Raw genomic sequence first — 17015 nt, forward strand, 5'->3', positions numbered from 1 at the left:
ACGCGCGTGGCAGGCTTGTGGGGGATTGATCCGCCACAAGCGAATGGGGCCTAGCGTGCAGGGTTCGGGAAGGTCCGTCGTCACCATCGGCGTGTACGACGGGGTCCACCGCGGGCACCGGCGGGTGGTCGAACGCGCTGTCGCCATCGCCCGCGAGCGGGGGCTGCGCAGCGTGGCCGTCACGTTCGAGCCGCACCCCGACGAGGTCGTGCGGCCCGGGACGCATCCGCTGCGGCTCACCAGCCCGCGGCGCAGGGCCGAACTGCTGGCCGGGCTGGGGGTGGACGAGATCGACGTGGTGGAGTTCACGCTCGACCTGTCGCGGACGAGCCCGGACGACTTCGTCCAGGCCGTGCTGGCCGAGCGGCTGGCGGCGGCCGTCGTCGTGATGGGCGAGGACTTCCTGTTCGGCCACGAGGCCAGCGGGGACGTCGAGACTTTGCGGACGCTGGGTGACAAGTACGACTTCGAGGTGGAGGCCGTGCCCCTGCTCGACGCCGTCTCCTCGGCCTCGATCCGCGCGCGGATCGTCACAGGCGACGTCGAGGGCGCCAGTGAGCAGCTCGGGCGGCCGCACCGGGTGGAGGGCGTGGTCGTACGCGGCTACCAGCGCGGACGCCAGCTCGGCTTCCCGACGGCGAACGTCGAGACCGCCCAGCACACCGCCATCCCGGCCGACGGGGTCTACGCGGGGTGGCTGGAGTGCGTGCCGATGGCCAATCTGCCCGCGCTCTACCAGGGGGAGCGGTGGCCGGCGGCGATCTCGGTCGGTACGAATCCGACGTTCGAGGGAGTGCCGCGGACGGTCGAGGCTTATGCGCTTGATCGGGATGATCTAGAGCTTTACGGGGTGCATGTGGCGGTCGAATTCCACGCCCGGCTACGTGGCAACACGCGATTCGACTCAATCGACGCGTTGATCGAGCAGATTCACGCCGATGTCGACGCCGCCCGCCGCCTCACGAGCTGAAATCCGCGAAATCGCGACGCGGTTAAAGCCCGGGAAAGGAGCGCCCGAGCACCGCGCGTGAAGTGGTAACCTTGCATGTCGGCTCAGTAGCGGCGCCGCTGCGCGCTGCCCATGACGGCCTTCACGCGGCGACTGTAGGCACGCACGGTCGTTCGCATCTTTCATCATCGTTCACGCGTGCCCGTAGCTCAAAGGAGAGCCGTGTCCCTCGACACCGCTGCCAAGAAGTCCATCATCGGCGAATACGCGACGGCCGAAGGCGACACCGGGTCGCCCGAGGTGCAGATCGCACTGCTGAGCAAGCGCATCAGCGAGCTCACCGAGCACCTGAAGACGCACAAGCACGACCACCACAGCCGTCGTGGCCTGCTTCTGCTCGTCGGTCGCCGGCGCCGCCTGCTGAAGTACCTGCAGAAGGTCGACATCCAGCGCTACCGCTCGCTCATCGAGCGGCTGGGCCTGCGCCGATAGCATGAAAGGGAGCGGCGAACGCGCCGCTCCCTTCTCATATGGGTAGAGCCATATGGTCGGATATGTGGCGATGTGGATACGTTGTCACATCTGACCTACAACTGAAGATCCGAGACACACAGCCCCCGCGTCCGTTCAGCACCATGCGACCCGCGACGCCTGCGGGCCGGTCCTCGGTAGTGGCTTCCGGTAGGAATTTGACAGTGAGACCGGGCGCTTCGATCGAAGACCGGCGCTGCACCTAACGAGGGTGCCGGTGAGAAAAAGGGCGCGGGAGACCGACCACAAGGAGGTCCCCCGTGGAGGGTGTCCACACCGCTGAAGCCGTCATAGACAACGGCTCATTCGGCACGCGCACGATCCGGTTCGAAACCGGTCGTCTCGCACGCCAGGCGGCTGGCTCCGCCGTCGCCTACCTCGACAACGACACGATGGTGCTCTCAGCCACCACCGCGTCGAAGTCCCCGAAGGAGAACTTCGACTTCTTCCCGCTCACCGTCGACGTCGAAGAGCGCATGTACGCCGCGGGCCGCATCCCCGGTTCGTTCTTCCGGCGTGAGGGCCGTCCCTCCGAGGACGCGATCCTCACCTGCCGCCTGATCGACCGGCCGCTGCGCCCGTCGTTCGTCAAGGGCCTGCGCAACGAGATCCAGGTCGTCGCCACGGTGATGGCGCTCAACCCCGACCACCTCTACGACGTGGTGGCGATCAACGCCGCGTCGCTGTCCACCCAGCTCGCCGGGCTGCCGTTCTCCGGCCCGATCGGCGGCGTGCGCGTCGCCCTGATCGACGGCCAGTGGGTGGCGTTCCCGACGCACCACGAGCTGGAGCGGGCCACGTTCGACATGGTCGTCGCGGGCCGCGTGCTCGAGGACGGCGACGTCGCGATCATGATGGTCGAGGCCGAGTCCACCAAGGACACGCTGAAGCTGGTCGCCGACGGGGCCGTCGCGCCCACCGAGGAGACCGTCGCGCAGGGCCTGGACGCCGCCAAGCCGTTCATCAAGGTGCTGTGCGAGGCCCAGTCGCGCATCGCGCAGGTCGCGGCCAAGGAGACGGCCGAGTACCCGGTCTTCCTCGACTACCAGGAGGACGTCTACGCCGCGGTCGAGGCCGCGGTGAAGACCGAGCTGACCGCCGCGCTGACCATCGCGGGCAAGCAGGAGCGCGAGAACGAGCTGGAGAAGGTCAAGGCGCTGGCCGCCGAGAAGCTCCTGCCCGAGTTCGAGGGGCGCGAGAAGGAGATCTCCGCCGCGTTCCGCTCGGTGATGAAGAAGCTCATGCGCGAGCGGGTCGTCAAGGAGGGCATCCGCATCGACGGCCGCGGCACCAAGGACATCCGCGCCCTTTCCGCCGAGGTCCACGTGGTGCCCCGGGTGCACGGCTCGGCGCTGTTCGAGCGCGGCGAGACCCAGATCCTGGGCATCACCACGCTCAACATGCTGCGCATGGAGCAGGTCATCGACACGCTCAACCCTGAGCGGACCAAGCGCTACATGCACAACTACAACTTCCCGCCCTACTCCACCGGTGAGACCGGCCGGGTGGGCTCGCCCAAGCGCCGCGAGATCGGTCACGGCGCGCTGGCCGAGCGGGCGCTGATCCCGGTGCTCCCGACCCGCGAGGAGTTCCCGTACGCCATCCGCCAGGTCTCCGAGGCGCTCGGCTCCAACGGCTCCACCTCGATGGGCTCGGTCTGCGCGTCCACGATGGCGCTGCTGGACGCGGGTGTGCCGCTCAAGGAGATGGTCGCGGGCATCGCGATGGGCCTGATCGGTGAGGGCGACACCTACGTCACCCTGACCGACATCCTCGGCGCCGAGGACGCCATGGGCGACATGGACTTCAAGGTCGCCGGCACCAAGGACGTCATCACCGCCCTGCAGCTCGACACCAAGCTCGACGGCATCCCCGCGAGCGTGCTCGCGGCCGCCCTCAAGCAGGCCAAGGGCGCGCGCCTGGCGATCCTCGACGTGATGCAGGAGGCGATCAACTCTCCGGCGGAGATGAACCCGACCGCGCCGCGCATCATCACCATCAAGGTCCCGGTCGACAAGATCGGCGAGGTCATCGGCCCGAAGGGCAAGATGATCAACCAGATCCAGGACGACACGGGCGCCGAGATCACCATCGAGGACGACGGCACGATCTACATCGGCGCCACCGACGGCCCGTCGGCCGAGGCGGCCCGTTCGGCGATCAACGCCATCGCCAACCCGCACATGCCGGAGGTCGGTGAGCGCTACATCGGCACGGTCGTCAAGATCGCGGCCTTCGGCGCGTTCATCTCGCTCCTGCCCGGCAAGGACGGCCTGCTGCACGTCTCCCAGATCCGCAAGCTGCACGGCGGCAAGCGCATCGAGAACGTCGAGGACGTCATGAGCGTCGGCGAGAAGATCCAGGTCGAGATCGCCGAGATCGACGCCCGGGGCAAGCTCTCGCTGGTGCCCGTCGAGGTCATCGAGAAGGAGGCCGCGGAGAAGGAGGCGAAGGCCGCTGCTGGGGCCGCCGCCGCGCCCGCCGCCGAGGGCGACGACGACGCCGAGGCCCCGCAGGCCGAGGAGGCCGCCGCGCCCGCCGAGGAGAAGGCGGAGCGGCCCCGCCGCACCCGTACCCGCGTCCGCACGCGCGGCAGCAGCGCCGACGGGGACGACCGGAACTCGTGACCGAGCGAAGCGAGGGAACCATTAAACGCAGCACCTTGGTCACGGGGCCGACGAAGGAGGCCCCGTGACGACCACCACGCTGCACCCCGGCCGGGACGGAGCCGGGGTGGTGAGGCGCACCGTCCTCCCAGGTGGGCTGCGCGTGGTGACCGAGACCATGCCGACCGTGCGTAGCGTCGCGGTCGGCATGTGGGTCGGCATCGGCTCGCGTGACGAGGCCCCCGAGCACACGGGGGCCACCCACTTCCTCGAACACCTGCTGTTCAAGGGCACCCCGACGCGCGACGCCATGGAGATCTCCGCCTCCATCGAGGGCATCGGCGGTGAGATCAACGCCTTCACCGCCAAGGAGTACACGTGCTACTACGCACGCGTGCTCGACGAGGACCTGTCGGTCGCGGTCGACGTGCTGGCCGACGTGGTGACCAGCTCGCTGGTGACCGAGGAGGACGTCGAGTCCGAGCGCGGCGTGATCCTCGAAGAGATCGCCATGCACGACGACGACCCCTCTGACGTGGTGCACGAGCAGTTCGCCGCCGCGCTCTACGGCGACTCGGCCATCGGCCGGCCCATCCTGGGCACGGTCGAGTCGATCAACGCCCTCGGGCGCGAGCGGATCGCCGAGTACTACCACCGCTACTACCGGCCCCGCCGCACGGTCGTGTCCGTCGCGGGCAACATCCGGCACGAAGAGGTCGTCGAGCTGGTCACCAGGGCGTACGAGCGGGCGGGCGCGCTGGGCGGGCCGGCCGAGTTCGCGGCCCCGCGCACCAGCGGTCCCGGGGCCGAGATGCGCTCCGGCGTGCGGGTGCTCGACCGGCCGACCGAGCAGGCCAACCTGGTGCTCGGCACGACCGGCCTGTCCCGTACGGACGACCGCAGGTTCGCGCTGGGCGTGCTCAACGCGGCGCTGGGCGGCGGCATGTCGTCCAGGCTCTTCCAGGAGATCAGGGAGAAGCGCGGCCTGGCCTACTCCGCCTACAGCTACACCTCCGCCTACGCCGACACCGGCCAGTTCGGGATCTACGTGGGCTGCCTGCCGTCGAAGATCGACGACGTGCTCAAGATCTGCCGGGACGAGGTGTCCAGGGTGGTGGCCGACGGCCTGAGCGCCGACGAGATCATGCGCGGCAAGGGCCAGATGCGCGGCGGGCTCGTGCTCGGCCTGGAGGACACCGGCTCGCGCATGTCGCGCATCGGCAAGAACGAGCTCGTCTACGACGAGCTGATGTCGGTGGACGAGGTGCTGGCACGCATCGAGGCGGTCACTCCCGACGAGATCGACGAGGTGGCGCGGGACGTGCTCAAGCGGCCGCTCACGCTCGCCGTGATCGGCCCGTACGGTGACAAGGACTTCACCGAGGCCGTCCGCCCGTAGGGACGAACCCGCCACATGGGTCCTGAACGGCCACGACAGTGAGCCGGCGGTCCCATGGGCGGGTTTTCCCGCTGGTATAGGGTTGGCCTGTGATCAGGGTAGGTGTGCTGGGCGCCCGCGGGCGCGTCGGCGTCGAAGTGTGCAAGGCGGTCGAGGCGGCCTCCGACATGGAGCTGGTGGCCGCGATCGACAAGGACGACCCCATCGAGGGCCTCGAAGGCGCCGAGGTGGTGGTCGACTTCACCCATCCCGATGTCGTCATGGGCAACCTCGAATGGGCGATCCGGCACGGCATCCACCCGGTGGTGGGCACGACCGGGTTCGACGAGGGGCGGCTGGAGACCGTGCGCGGCTGGCTGGCCGAGTCGCCGGGCACCCACTGCCTGATCGCGCCCAACTTCGGCATCGCGGCCGTGCTCATGATGCACTTCGCGCAGCAGGCCGCCCGCTACTTCGAGTCGGTCGAGATCGTCGAGCTGCACCACCCCAACAAGGCCGACGCGCCGTCCGGCACGGCCCGCCGCACGGCGGAGCTGGTGTCCGAGGCGCGCGCCAAGGCGGGGCTCGGCCAGATGCCCGACGCCACGAGCACCGCGCTCGACGGCGCCCGCGGGGCCGACGTCGGCGGTGTCCCCGTGCACTCCGTGCGGCTGTCCGGGCTCATCGCGCACCAGGAGGTATTGCTGGGCGGTGAGGGCGAGATCCTCACGATCCGGCACGACTCGATGACCAGGGCGTCGTTCACGCCGGGCGTGCTGCTCGGGGTGCGCCGCGTACGCGAGCTCCCAGGCCTCACCGTGGGCCTCGAGCCGCTCCTCGACCTCTGACCTTCCTGACCTCGGCAGCGACCTCGGCAGGGACCGCACACGACGTGCCCACAACCGTACGGTCGCGGGCACGTCGTGAGGAGAGGGTTCCGGCTCCGCACAGCCGGGCCTTACGATCATCAACATTAAAATATGAGCGGCGGGATCCGGCTCCACCATGAGATCGTGTCGGCATGGTGCGATGGGCCGAAGCAGGTGAGCTCCCCGGGCTGACCGCGATCGAGCTGGCGGCGGACAAGCTCTTCGAGCAGGTGGACATCGTTTTCCCGCCCGGCACCACCATGATCGAAGAGGTCGACGACCCCCTCAGGGTCCTGGTCGAGGGCACGCCTCCCACGGGGTTCGCGCTGATCGGGTGGGTGGACGGCAACCTGCACCTGGACCAGCTCGCCGTGCATCCGGGCCACATGCGCCACGGCATCGGCGGGCGGCTGGTCGCGGCGGTGCTCGACCACGCGCGGGCCGCCGGGGCGCCTGCCGTGACGCTGACGACCTACCGCGACGTGCCCTGGAACGCGCCGTGGTACACGCGGCACGGCTTCTCGGTGCTGCCCGAGGAGGAGTGGGGCCCGGAGTTGCGCGCGCTGGTGGAGCACGAGCGGGAGCTGGGCATCGAGATCGCGCCCCGCGTGGTGATGCGCCACTAGGCCGGAAGGTTACGGGCGCCGTCAGGGATGCGGCGCGCGGTTGGCGGCGAACCAGGCGGCGGCGTAGTCGACGGCGGCGGCCAGCGGGAACAACCGGGCCCGCGCCGCGCCGACCGGCCCACACCGTACGTCGACGGCCCGCTCGAAGTCGGCCCCCAGGCGCGCGAAGTCGCTGTCGTCCACCCGCACGTCCTCGAACTCGCACCACGCCCGCCCCTCCCCGTCGTCCACCACGGCGCGGTAGCTGCGGCGCGGCGGGTCCGGGTGGTAGCGGTATTCGGCCAGGTGGAACGCGGTGCACCTGTCGTAGCCGACGCCGAGCAGCAGGACGAGGGCGCCGGCCTCGTAGAGCCTGGCCAGCGGGGATCGCTCGCCCAGGAGGCAGTCGCGGGCGTGATCCCCGATGATGCGCGCCGCCTGCGGGCCCACGGCGGCGAAGGACGTCTGCGGGTGCGCGCTGCGGCGGGCGTCCGGTGAGGCGCGGACGCACTCGGGGATCCGGCCCATCCGTACGGACGGGGTGGAGCCGGGGTCGTAGGCGGGCATCCTCGACCGGAAGGCCTCGATCTCCTCCGTCGTCATCCCGGCCACGGCGGCGCGGTAGGCCGGGGAGGTGTCGGAGTTGGCCGAGGTGCCGGTGGGCACCGTGAGCGTGCCGTCCGGCCCCAGCGACTCCCTGAGCGCCGCGACCACCGTGTGCTCCCCGCCCTCGACCCGGCCGATGCTGCTGAGTGAGGAATGCAGCAGCACGACCTGCCCCGGCTTAACACCCAGAGCGGAGAAATCCCGACTTATGCGGGTATAATTCATCATGACATTCCCTTTTGGGGAGCACATTGACCGGGCACCGCGTCAGCTTAACTTTCGTGCGCCGTGACCATTTCCCGCTTTCCCGCTTTCCCGCTTTCCCGCTTTCCCGATTGAGGATTGGTCAGCCGGTCGCGGCGACGTACGCGTCCACCTCGGCCAGGTAGGCGTCCTTGAGGTGCCGGGGGAGCCAGGTGATCTCGAAGGCGTTCCGTTCGAGCTGGGCCAGCTCCTCGCGGTTGAGCTGGAGCGCGCCGTGCAGCGCCTCGAGGTTTTCCGCCACGTAACCCGCGAAATAGGCGGGATCGTCGGAGTTGATCGTCACGCGCACGCCCAGGTCCATCAGCTTGCGGATGCCCTCGGCCTTCATCGAGTCGGTGACGTAGCCGTTGGAGATCGGGCAGCAGGTCAGCCCCATGCCCCGCTCCAGGACGACCTCCACGAGCCGCTGGTCCTCAAGGATGTTGACGCCGTGGTCGATGCGGTTGACGCCGATGTCCTCGACGGCCTGGCGGATGTGCTCGACCGAGTTTTCCTGGTCGACGTCGCAGTGCATGGTCAGGAGGTAGCCCTCCTGCCTGGCGCGCTCGTACACGGCCGCGAACTTGACCGGCGGGTTGCCCTTCTCGTCGGAGTCGAGCCCCACGCCCGCGATCCACTCCTTGTACGGCAGCGACTCCAGCAGCGTCGCCATCGCGTACTCGGCCTGGAAGTCACGCAGGAAACACATGATGAGCTGCGCCCGCACCCCGAGACGCGCCTCCGCGTCCATCAACGCCCGCCGCAGCCCGCGGATCACCACGTCGAACGGCACGCCGCGCGAGGTGTGGGCCTGCGGGTCGAAGAAGATCTCGGCGTAGCGGACGTTCTGCTCGGCGGCCTTGCGCAGGTAGGCCATGGCCAGGTCGTAGAAGTCGGGCTCGGTCCGCAGGACCTGCATGCCCTCGTAGTAGACCGTGAGGAAGGACGGCAGGCTGTCGAAGGCGTAGGCGGCCCGCATCTCCTCGACGGACGAGTACGGCAGCTCCAGGCCGTTGCGACCGGCCAGCTCGAACTTGAGCTCGGGCTCCAGTGTGCCCTCGATGTGCAGATGCAGCTCGCACTTGGGCAGTCCCGCGATGAAGTCCTTCACACGCCCAAGCTTAGAAGACGATCGCCAGCCCCACGGCGAACAGGAGCCCGTACGCCATCTGCAGCTTGCCCGTCTGCTGCAGCACCGCGATCAGCGCGGGGCCGACGGCCTTGCCCAGCACGGTCCTGATCGGGGGGATCGCCAGCGGCGCGGCCAGCAGCACGAGCGCGGCCCACGGCGTCACCGGGACCATCGCCAGCGCCACCACGAACGGCACCACCTGGCAGGCCACATAGAGCGCCCGGGTGCGCTCGGCCCCCAGCACCACGGCCAGCGTGCGCTTGCCGGCCTGGCCGTCCGTGCCGACGTCGCGCAGGTTGTTGACCACGAGCATCGAGCACGAGAGCAGCCCCACCGGGATCGAGGCGAAGAACGCCGGCCAGCTCAGCGACTCGGTCTGCACATATGCCGTGCCCACCACGGGGACGATCCCGAAGAACACGAACACGGCTATCTCGCCGAGCCCGCGGTAGCCGTACGGGCGCTTGCCGCCGGTGTAGAACCAGGCGGCCGCGATGCACGCCGCCCCCACCAGCAGGATCCACCACGCCCGCGTGACGACGACCAGGATCAGCCCCAGCACCGCCGCGACCGCGAAGCAGCCCAGCGCGGCGACCAGCACGTCACGCGGGCTCGCCGCCCGCGAGCCCACCAGCCGCATCGGGCCGACCCGCTGGTCGTCGGTGCCGCGGACGCCGTCGCTGTAGTCGTTGGCGTAGTTGACGCCGATCTGCAGCGACAGCGCCACGAGCAGCGCCAGGACCGCCCTCCACCACACGAAGCCGCCCTCGCCGATCGCCACGCCCGTGCCCACCATGACGGGCACGACAGCGTTCGGGAGGGTGCGCGGGCGGGCGCCCGCGATCCACTGGCCAGGGGTTGCCATGTCTGTCGTTCGTCCTCTAGCTGATGTCCGTCGTGAGCCTGATCATCCGGATCGGACGGCCCATGTCGAGCACGCGTTCGGCCATGTCCTCGCCCCAGCCGGCCGACTCCAGGAAGCCCAGCACCGCGTAGTTGTCGGCGAACACCCAGGTGACGATCTGCCGGAAGCCGTCCTCACGCAGGTAGTCGACGGTCGCGTTGAGCAGCCGGCTGCCGTGGCCCCGGCGTACGAAATCGGGGTCGACCAGCAGCGTCAGCATCTCGGCCACCACGGTGGGATCCAGGTCGGGATCCTCGGCGGGAGCGTGTGAGGCCAGCCCCACCACGCGTTCGCCACCCCGGGGGGTGGTCAGGGCGGCGCTGCCGCCCGCGCCCAGGGCGGGGAAGCCCTCGGTGTCGAGGATGGTCTCCACCGCCACCAGCACCCGGTGCCTGGGGGTGGGCGGGGCCACGATCGCCTCGTCCCACTGGCGCAGCCACATCTTCTCGGCCGCCGCGCCTGTCATCTGCTCGAGTGGCCCCTCGGGAAGGAAATCCCGATAGCCATAGCGCCAGGCGCGGATCTGACAATTCGCAACCTGGAGCACATCCTCGCGCCGGGCCGCCCGGACGCCTACGTCTGCCATCTCGGCCCGCTCCTTCGCCTGCCGTCCATGCCACAAGGCACGAGTTACACCGTATCGGTGTTTGACCCTTGGAGACGACGCGAACCCCTCTTCGCCGCCGATCTCGCCCAGAGCTTCCTCAGCCGGTTCGAGTCGCCTCAGCCAACGCCCCGGCGAGTCGCCGCACCCCCTCGTGCAACTCGGCCAGATGGGCGGCGGCGATGTGCGTCACCCGGATCCTCGGCCCCGGCGGCTCCGACGGGTAGTACAGCATGCCCGGACTCACCAGCGCGCCGTTCCGCCTGGCGGCTTCGACCAGCGCGTTCTCGTCGACCTCGGCGGGCAGGCGCACCCACAGGTGCATCCCGCCGATGGGCAGCAGGTGCACCTCCGCCCGCGGCATGTGGGTGGCGAGCGCCGCCGCGAGGGCGTCGCGCCTGGTCCTGATCTCGCTGTGCACGGCCGCCAGATGCCGCTGCCAGGCCGGCGACCCCACGAACTCCAGCGCCGTCTCCTGCAGCGGCCGCGCCACGAAGAACGACTCCACGAGCTGGCTGGCCCGCAGCCGGCGCGCGGCCGGCCCCCTGGCGATCACGGCCGCCACCCGCATGCTCGGCGACAGGATCTTCGTCAGCGATCTCACGTGGACGACGGTGCCGTGCTGGTCCATGGAGGCCAGGGACGCCGGCGCCTGCTCGGTCAGGTACCGCGCGAAGTCGTCCTCGACCACGAACGCCCCTGCCGCCCTGGCCACCTGCAACACCTGCTCCCTGCGCTCCACCGGCAGGGTGGCCCCCGTCGGGTTCTGCAGGGTGGGCTGGCAGAAGAAGACCCTCGCGCCCGTGACGGCGAACGCCTCGGCCAGCAGCTCAGGACGTACGCCGTCCCGGTCGACGGGCACGGCCGTGGGCCGCAGCCCGGCCGCCCTGGCCGCCGCGAGCGCGCCCGGGTAGGTGGGCGTCTCGACCAGCACCGGCGTGCCCGGAGCCGCCAGGGCCCGGAACGCATGGGTGAGCGCCGCCTGCCCCCCGCTCACGATCAGCGCGTCGGCGGCGGTCACGTCGCCCCCGGTCTGCCTCGCGAACCACCTGCGCAGCTCCTGAAGCCCCGCCAGGGGCGGCATGGCCCACGCGTCCGGCCTGCGCACCGCCCGCGCCGCCGCGGCGCCCAGCTGCCTGTCCGGCCGCAGGCCTGGCGGCAGATACCCGCCGGTGAGGGGTACGACCCCTTCGGCCGCCGCCCCCAGCAGCGTCGCCACGGGTTCCTCGTCGACCACCCGGTCCCCGAGCGCCACCGTCTGCCACGAGAGATCGACCGGCTCCTGCGCGGCGGCCACCTGAGGGGTCACGAACACGCCGCTGCCGGGCCGCGCGACCACCCTGCCCTCGGCGGCCAGCTGCCCGATGGCCCTGGACACGGTGACGGGGGAGACGTTGTGCCGCCGCATGATCTCCCGGCTGGACGGCAGCCGCGCCCCGGGTCCCGCCCGGCCGGCCTCTTCGCGCAGTATCGCGGCGATCTGGGCGATACTGCTATCGTTGTCCATGAAGAGACAGAATAGCGCTACTGCTTCTGATGGAGTAGCACTCCCTCCCGTTCTGGATCGCGCCGCGCAGGGCACTTCTCTGGCTTTCCTGGGCGTTCTGGCCTTCTCCGGCTCCTTCCCCGCCACCGTTTTTGCCATGGAGGGCTTCCATCCGTGGCTGGTGGCGATCGGCCGCGCAGGCGTAGCCGGATTTATCGCGCTGATTTGCCTTAAATTTGCAAAAATCCCGATAATTCCGCAAAAGCGTGATTGGCCGTCGTACGCGCTCATCTCGCTGGGTGTGGTGTTCGGCTTCCCCGTCTTCAGCGGCCTGGCCCTGGCCCTGGGCGCCAGCACGTCGCACGCCGCCGTCGTGATAGCCCTCCTCCCGGCCGCCACCGCCGCCTGCGCCGTCGTCAGGGCGGCGGAACGCTCCCGTCCGCTCTTCTGGGTGGCCTGCGCGGCGGGCGCCCTGGCCATCACGGCCTTCACCCTCACCCAGCACCAGGGCACGCCCACCTGGCCCGACCTGCTCCTGGTGGGCGCGCTGCTGTCGGCCGCGATCGGCTACACGGAGGGCGGGCGGCTGTCCAGGCGGACCCCGGGCTGGCAGGTCATCTCCCACACCCTCGTCCTCTCGCTCCCCCTCACCGTCCCCGTGACCGTGGCGCTGGCCCTCCTCACCCCCATCACGCCGACTCCCCACGCGATAGCGGGCTTCGCGTACGTGTCCCTGATCTCGATGTTCCTCGGCTTCATCCCCTGGTACGCGGGTCTGGCGCGGGGCGGCATCGCCCGGGCCGGGCAGACCCAGCTCACCCAGCCCCTCCTCACCCTGCTCTGGGCCTGGTTCCTGATGGGGGAGCGGTTCGGCCCCGCCACGGTGGCCACCGCGCTGGCCGTGCTCGTGTGCGTGGCCGTCACCCAGCGTGCCCGTACTTGAAAGGCGTAACGCCTGCACGCAGGATGGGAGAGGAGGTGTCACAACAATGGCGGACCTCACGATCCCAGAGGGCGGCTTCTGGCCCGCGCCGGAGATCCCGCAGCCCAACATCTATCCCATGGAGTGGCGGGTAGAGACCGAGAAACTCGCCGCGATCTACGAGAAGTCCAAGCGCGTGGTCTGGAACCCGGCCGACCTGCCCTGGGACGGCCTGGACCCGGACGACTTCACCCGGGAGCAGCGGCTGGGAATCATGTACTGGTTCGCGGTCCTGGCGAACTTCGACGCTTCGGGGCCGGCGGTGTTCGCCCGCGCCACGATCCAGGCCTTCGAAAAGCACGAAGAGGACCCGGTCAGGAAGTGCTTCTTCTCGATCACCCGTGACGAGATGAACCACGAGGAATGCTGCCAGCGCACCATCGCCAAACTGTGGCCCGGCGGCCCGCTCGACTGGACCCCGTCGGATGATCTCGAAAGGGCCGCCCACAACAACATCGGCTGGCTCTACCACAACGGCGGCCGCTACTGGACCGGCTACACCTCCGCCGTCGGCAAATATTCGCTGCCGGTCCTCTTCACCAGCTTCATGATGGGGGAAATGGCCGCCTCGACGCTGTTCAGAGGAATGTCGTCGGGCACGCAACATCCGGTCTTCAGCGAGATGTTCCAGCGAATAGGCAGGGACGAGTCCCGCCATCTGCAAATCTGCATGACCATTCTGGAGAACGAATGGCCGGGGCTCACCGACGAGACCCGCACCCTCATCACCCGCCAGCTCAGAGCGGGCTTCGTGTTCCTCAGCATGATTCTGTGGGAGCCGCCCGGGGGTTTCTGGGAGTTGCCGCCGTACTTCCTGCCCAACCACCGCTTTCTCATGGACCACGCCAGGCAGGCGGGCCTGGGCGTGCTGTCCTACGAGGAACAGGCGGAGAACTGGCGCGTGGCCATGGCCAGGATCCGCGCGATCGTGGAACGCTGGGGCATCGCCTTCCCCGCCATTCCCGAGCTGGACCTGGAAGGCGTAGAAGTGGACTTCATCGATCCGGAGGACATCATCCCGGTCTTCTAATATGCGTCCTATGTGGCCACGCATCGACGGACTCAGGGTTCTGGAGTTGGGCACGCCCGGCGAGTTCCGTACCCAGTTGACCGACCTTACTTTGGCGGGCGAGAAAACGGCCACGGCCGGCCTGCTGCCCCTCGACTACCACGCCGAGGGGGAGGAGGTGGAGCACGTCGGCGAGCGCCTGGTCCTCGTGGACGACGCGGGTGCGCGGGTGGCCGAGATAGAGATGACGCGGGTGGAGCTGACCCCGTTCGCGGCGGTCACCTGGGAGTTCGCCCAGGCCGAAGGCGAGGGCTTCCGCTCGGTGGAGCACTGGCGTGAGGGGCACCGCCGCTACTGGAAGAGCCAGGGGTACGAGGTGGTCGACTCGACCATGGTGGTGTGCCTGTGGTTTCGCGTCGTGGCTCAGGAAGGCGGCCGGTGCTCCTCGGGCGCGACGTAACTGCCGCGGTGCGGGACGGTGAACACCCATCCCTGCTCCCGCAGCAGCGCTATGGCCCGCCGTACGGTCTCGCGGGCGGCGCCGTACTGGCGCACCAGCGTCACCTCGCGCGGCAGCGGCCGGTGCGCGGCCAGCTCGCCGGCCTTGATGCGTTTCCTGATTTCGTCGGCGATCTGCTGGTAGAGCGGAATCTGCTCGGCCCCTTCGCCGGGGGAGCTGACGAATGTGCCCTCGCCTTGGCGAGTGTGGACCAGCCCTTGGTTGCGCAGCACCCGAATCGCCCGGCGCGCCGTGGTCCGGGCCACCCGGAACTCCCGCTGGATCCCCGCCTCGCTGATCACGAGATCCCCTGGGGAGAGCTTGCCGGTTATGCGTGACTTGAGGAGTTCGCTGATCTGAAGATAGAGGTACGTGTCCCCCGAGCGATCCAGCACGTCTCAATGATATACAAGCGGCCTGACAAGGGAGGGGATTAAGAATCCCTATTCCTGGGCCACTTTTCCGGCTCATTCACAAAAGTGCCCCTATAAGGGACGGTGAACACCCATCCCTGCTCCCTGAGATGCGCGACCGCCTGCCGCACCGTCACCTTGGCTACGCCGTATTGCCGCATCATCACTTTCTCGCCGGGAATAGCCCGGTTCGGCGAGAGCTCGCCCTGGACGATACGCGTGGAGACCTCCGTGGAGATCTGCTGATACAGCGGCACCTTCCTGGGTGAGCGCGGCGTCCCCGGCCGGCCGACGAACGTCCCCTCACCCTGAATGGTGTGCGCCAGCCCCTGCTCCCGCAGTTCACGAGCCACCCGCCGGGCTGTGGTGCGGGCGATGTCGTAGTCCTTCTCGAGCGTCGCCTCGCTGGGCACCGGATCGCCGGCTTTGAGCTCACCCCGCTCGATCTGATCGCGGACCAGGTCAGCGACCTGCTTGTAGATAGGCACGGGACCTTCGCGATCTAACACGGTACGGATCGTAGACGAAACCGTACAGACCTGCACAAGGAAAACGTCTGGTGGAAGGGTGGATACGTGCTCCAAACATACGGACCCAGCATGACGCGAGAACCGACGGCTATCCGGGAAGCACTATCGGTGACTCCAGCCGCCGTCCCTCCTCGATCGCCACGCCCGGCCATACCACCAAGCAACAGAAAACCGGCGACTTCGGATCACGCATCACGAAATCGAAGCAACTCAGCTGGGTGACGACTCGCCGGCACCGGGCATTCGCCGGCAGTAGGCACTCGCCGGCGGTAGGCACTCACGGGACGTGGGCACTCACGGGCAGGGGGCACTCACCGGACGCACGGCAACGCGCCCCCGGCGACTCGCTGGGCCAGCCGCGGCGAAGATCCCTTTCCCCGTCCACTGCCGTATGAGCGGAGATCGGTTCCCTCGCTCGCCGCCGTATGAGCCCGTCCCCCGTCCCCGACATCGCTCACTGGGTCCAGTCACAAGGCGCCCCTCCTCCATGACGCCGGCAACATGCCCCCGGCGACCTCCCTCGCCTAGTGAGCCGGTCGTGAGTATCAGGGACGCCACGTGAGGTGCGTTCCGTTTCAATTCGCCTGAGCGGTGGTGACGATGTCTGGCTGTTGAGGTCTGCTGGAGAGATGGCAGACAGCAGGCTCGAGCCGGTGGTGTTATCCGAGGCAGAGGTGCGGACGTTGACGGGCTGGGCCCGGCGTCGCTCGACTGCTCAGGGGCTGGCGATGCGGGCGCGGATCGTGCTGGCCTGTGCCGAGGGTGGCGGCAACGTGGCGGTGGCGGCCCGGCTGCGGCTGGACCGTAAGACGGTGGCCCGCTGGCGCAGCCGGTTCCTGGCCCATCGGCTGGACGGGCTGTCCGACGAGCCCCGGCCGGGGGTGCCGCGCACCATCACCGACGCCCAGGTGGAGGAGGTGGTGGTGCGCAGGTTGGAAGAGGTGCCGGCCGGGTCCACGCACTGGTCCAAGCGGGAACCTAGGAGCTGTTTAGAGTTCGGATCATGTGGTTGAGGTGAGGAGTCTTAACCACATGATCGAGCCCCGGAGGTAGAGCCCAGCCTCGTAGCTTTCCGGGGCCTTGTCGTAGCGGGTCGCCAGGCCACGCCAGGCCTTGATCTTCTGGAAGCAGCGTTCGATGGTGTTGCGCTGCCGGTAGCGCTCCGGATCGAAGGCGGCAGGCCGCCCACCGGCCGAACCCTTCTTCTTCCGGTTCGCCTGCTGGTCACTCTTCTCCGGGATGACCGCGCCGATCCGGCGGCGGCGCAGATAGGCACGGTTAGCCTTCGAGGAATAAGCCTTGTCCGCGGCCACCGCAGCCGGGCGGGTCCGTGGCCGGCCCACCGGTCCGGCCACGCGGACCTTGTCCAGGACGGTGGTGAATCGCGGGCAGTCGGCGGCTTGGCCGGGCGTGAGCACGAAGACCAGCGGCAGCCCGGCAGCATCGACCGCGGCATGGATCTTGCTGCTCAGCCCGCCTCGGGATCGGCCGAGCGCGGCAGCCTTCGCCCGCGCCTTGCGGCGTCGCCGGGTGACGGCACGCTCGTGCGGCGGAGACGCGCCGACCTCGGGCGTGGCCTCGGGTGTGGCCTCGGGCGCATCACCCGCAGCACCGGCGGCTGCTCCGGCAGCGGAGCCCCCTTTTCCTCGGTCAGCGCCTGCTCCAGCGC

The 17015-nt window shown here is 69.2% G+C and carries 18 protein-coding genes; 10 read left to right on the top strand and 8 right to left on the bottom strand.

Going from position 1 to position 17015, the window contains the following annotated elements; translation table 11 throughout:
- Positions 1–43: 43 nt before the first annotated feature.
- From ACWEPL_RS28935 to ACWEPL_RS28960, 6 genes are all read left to right on the top strand, one after another.
- Positions 44–970, top strand: a complete 927-nt coding sequence (locus tag ACWEPL_RS28935; RefSeq protein ID WP_452437995.1) for a bifunctional riboflavin kinase/FAD synthetase — start codon at positions 44–46, stop codon at positions 968–970.
- A gap of 201 nt (positions 971–1171) precedes the next feature.
- Positions 1172–1441: a 30S ribosomal protein S15 gene (rpsO, locus tag ACWEPL_RS28940; RefSeq protein ID WP_185071789.1), complete on the top strand. Its 270-nt coding sequence runs from the start codon at positions 1172–1174 to the stop codon at positions 1439–1441.
- 299 nt (positions 1442–1740) lie between these two features.
- Positions 1741–4107 (top strand): polyribonucleotide nucleotidyltransferase, encoded by a 2367-nt coding sequence (locus ACWEPL_RS28945; RefSeq protein WP_452437996.1) that lies wholly within the window; start codon positions 1741–1743, stop codon positions 4105–4107.
- Between the two features lie 64 nt (positions 4108–4171).
- A complete protein-coding gene (locus tag ACWEPL_RS28950; RefSeq protein ID WP_363967696.1) occupies positions 4172–5485 on the top strand; it encodes a M16 family metallopeptidase in 1314 nt (437 codons plus the stop codon).
- Positions 5486–5574: 89 nt separating this feature from the next.
- On the top strand, positions 5575–6312 hold the full coding sequence (dapB, locus tag ACWEPL_RS28955) for a 4-hydroxy-tetrahydrodipicolinate reductase (RefSeq protein WP_350724657.1): 738 nt from the start codon (positions 5575–5577) through the stop codon (positions 6310–6312).
- 173 nt (positions 6313–6485) lie between these two features.
- Positions 6486–6959, top strand: a complete 474-nt coding sequence (locus tag ACWEPL_RS28960; protein ID WP_452437997.1) for a GNAT family N-acetyltransferase — start codon at positions 6486–6488, stop codon at positions 6957–6959.
- Positions 6960–6980: 21 nt separating this feature from the next.
- Here ACWEPL_RS28960 and ACWEPL_RS28965 read toward each other — a convergent pair whose 3' ends face one another.
- The 5 genes from ACWEPL_RS28965 to ACWEPL_RS28985 all read right to left on the bottom strand — a co-directional run bounded on the left by ACWEPL_RS28965 (position 6981) and on the right by ACWEPL_RS28985 (position 11934).
- Positions 6981–7772: an aminoglycoside N(3)-acetyltransferase gene (locus tag ACWEPL_RS28965; protein WP_452437998.1), complete on the bottom strand. Its 792-nt coding sequence runs from the start codon at positions 7770–7772 to the stop codon at positions 6981–6983.
- A gap of 118 nt (positions 7773–7890) precedes the next feature.
- The gene (locus tag ACWEPL_RS28970) at positions 7891–8898 is read right to left on the bottom strand and encodes an adenosine deaminase (RefSeq protein WP_363967690.1); all 1008 of its coding nucleotides are present in this window, start codon (positions 8896–8898) and stop codon (positions 7891–7893) included.
- A 10-nt stretch (positions 8899–8908) separates the two neighbouring features.
- Positions 8909–9784 (bottom strand): 1,4-dihydroxy-2-naphthoate polyprenyltransferase, encoded by an 876-nt coding sequence (locus ACWEPL_RS28975; RefSeq protein WP_363967688.1) that lies wholly within the window; start codon positions 9782–9784, stop codon positions 8909–8911.
- Between the two features lie 16 nt (positions 9785–9800).
- Positions 9801–10289 carry a GNAT family N-acetyltransferase gene (locus ACWEPL_RS28980; protein ID WP_350724665.1) on the bottom strand — a complete coding sequence of 163 codons (489 nt, stop codon included), beginning with the start codon at positions 10287–10289 and terminating at the stop codon, positions 9801–9803.
- A 238-nt stretch (positions 10290–10527) separates the two neighbouring features.
- Entirely contained in the window at positions 10528–11934 is a 1407-nt protein-coding gene (locus tag ACWEPL_RS28985) for an aminotransferase-like domain-containing protein (RefSeq protein WP_452437999.1), read from the bottom strand.
- A gap of 283 nt (positions 11935–12217) precedes the next feature.
- On the opposite strand from ACWEPL_RS28985, the gene ACWEPL_RS28990 reads away from it, so the two are divergent.
- Genes ACWEPL_RS28990 through ACWEPL_RS29000 form a run of 3 tightly spaced genes read left to right on the top strand, consistent with a single transcriptional unit; the run spans position 12218 to position 14364 of the window.
- Entirely contained in the window at positions 12218–12856 is a 639-nt protein-coding gene (locus tag ACWEPL_RS28990) for a DMT family transporter (RefSeq protein ID WP_452438000.1), read from the top strand.
- A 46-nt stretch (positions 12857–12902) separates the two neighbouring features.
- Entirely contained in the window at positions 12903–13925 is a 1023-nt protein-coding gene (locus tag ACWEPL_RS28995; protein ID WP_452438001.1) for a hypothetical protein, read from the top strand.
- A 10-nt stretch (positions 13926–13935) separates the two neighbouring features.
- Complete coding sequence (locus ACWEPL_RS29000) at positions 13936–14364, top strand: ASCH domain-containing protein (RefSeq protein ID WP_452438002.1); 429 nt, start codon at positions 13936–13938, stop codon at positions 14362–14364.
- On the opposite strand, the gene ACWEPL_RS29005 is transcribed toward ACWEPL_RS29000, so the two are convergent.
- Both ACWEPL_RS29005 and ACWEPL_RS29010 read right to left on the bottom strand, forming a co-directional pair.
- Positions 14328–14798, bottom strand: a complete 471-nt coding sequence (locus ACWEPL_RS29005; RefSeq protein ID WP_452438003.1) for a GntR family transcriptional regulator — start codon at positions 14796–14798, stop codon at positions 14328–14330. The two genes, ACWEPL_RS29000 and ACWEPL_RS29005, sit on opposite strands and share 37 nt — an antisense overlap.
- 38 nt (positions 14799–14836) lie before the next feature.
- Complete coding sequence (locus ACWEPL_RS29010) at positions 14837–15325, bottom strand: GntR family transcriptional regulator (protein ID WP_350724676.1); 489 nt, start codon at positions 15323–15325, stop codon at positions 14837–14839.
- A 650-nt stretch (positions 15326–15975) separates the two neighbouring features.
- Here ACWEPL_RS29010 and ACWEPL_RS29015 point away from each other — a divergent pair.
- The gene (locus tag ACWEPL_RS29015) at positions 15976–16359 is read left to right on the top strand and encodes a helix-turn-helix domain-containing protein (protein WP_452438004.1); all 384 of its coding nucleotides are present in this window, start codon (positions 15976–15978) and stop codon (positions 16357–16359) included.
- Here the strand turns inward: ACWEPL_RS29015 and ACWEPL_RS29020 are convergent.
- The coding region (locus ACWEPL_RS29020; RefSeq protein ID WP_452438005.1) for an IS5 family transposase at positions 16348–17015 on the bottom strand (668 nt) is incomplete at its 5' end. The two genes, ACWEPL_RS29015 and ACWEPL_RS29020, sit on opposite strands and share 12 nt — an antisense overlap.

The organism is Nonomuraea sp. NPDC004186, from assembly GCF_053603495.1.

Excerpts from the sequence above, each read along its gene's own strand:
- ACWEPL_RS28935 (WP_452437995.1), top strand. The coding sequence starts at position 44 with ATGGGGCCTAGCGTGCAGGGTTCGGGAAGGTCCGTCGTCACCATCGGC.
- ACWEPL_RS28960 (WP_452437997.1), top strand. The coding sequence starts at position 6,486 with ATGGTGCGATGGGCCGAAGCAGGTGAGCTCCCCGGGCTGACCGCGATC.
- ACWEPL_RS28965 (WP_452437998.1), bottom strand. The coding sequence starts at position 7,772 with ATGATGAATTATACCCGCATAAGTCGGGATTTCTCCGCTCTGGGTGTT.
- ACWEPL_RS28975 (WP_363967688.1), bottom strand. The coding sequence starts at position 9,784 with ATGGCAACCCCTGGCCAGTGGATCGCGGGCGCCCGCCCGCGCACCCTC.
- ACWEPL_RS28980 (WP_350724665.1), bottom strand. The coding sequence starts at position 10,289 with ATGACAGGCGCGGCGGCCGAGAAGATGTGGCTGCGCCAGTGGGACGAG.
- ACWEPL_RS28985 (WP_452437999.1), bottom strand. The coding sequence starts at position 11,934 with ATGGACAACGATAGCAGTATCGCCCAGATCGCCGCGATACTGCGCGAA.
- ACWEPL_RS28995 (WP_452438001.1), top strand. The coding sequence starts at position 12,903 with ATGGCGGACCTCACGATCCCAGAGGGCGGCTTCTGGCCCGCGCCGGAG.
- ACWEPL_RS29000 (WP_452438002.1), top strand. The coding sequence starts at position 13,936 with ATGTGGCCACGCATCGACGGACTCAGGGTTCTGGAGTTGGGCACGCCC.
- ACWEPL_RS29015 (WP_452438004.1), top strand. The coding sequence starts at position 15,976 with ATGGCAGACAGCAGGCTCGAGCCGGTGGTGTTATCCGAGGCAGAGGTG.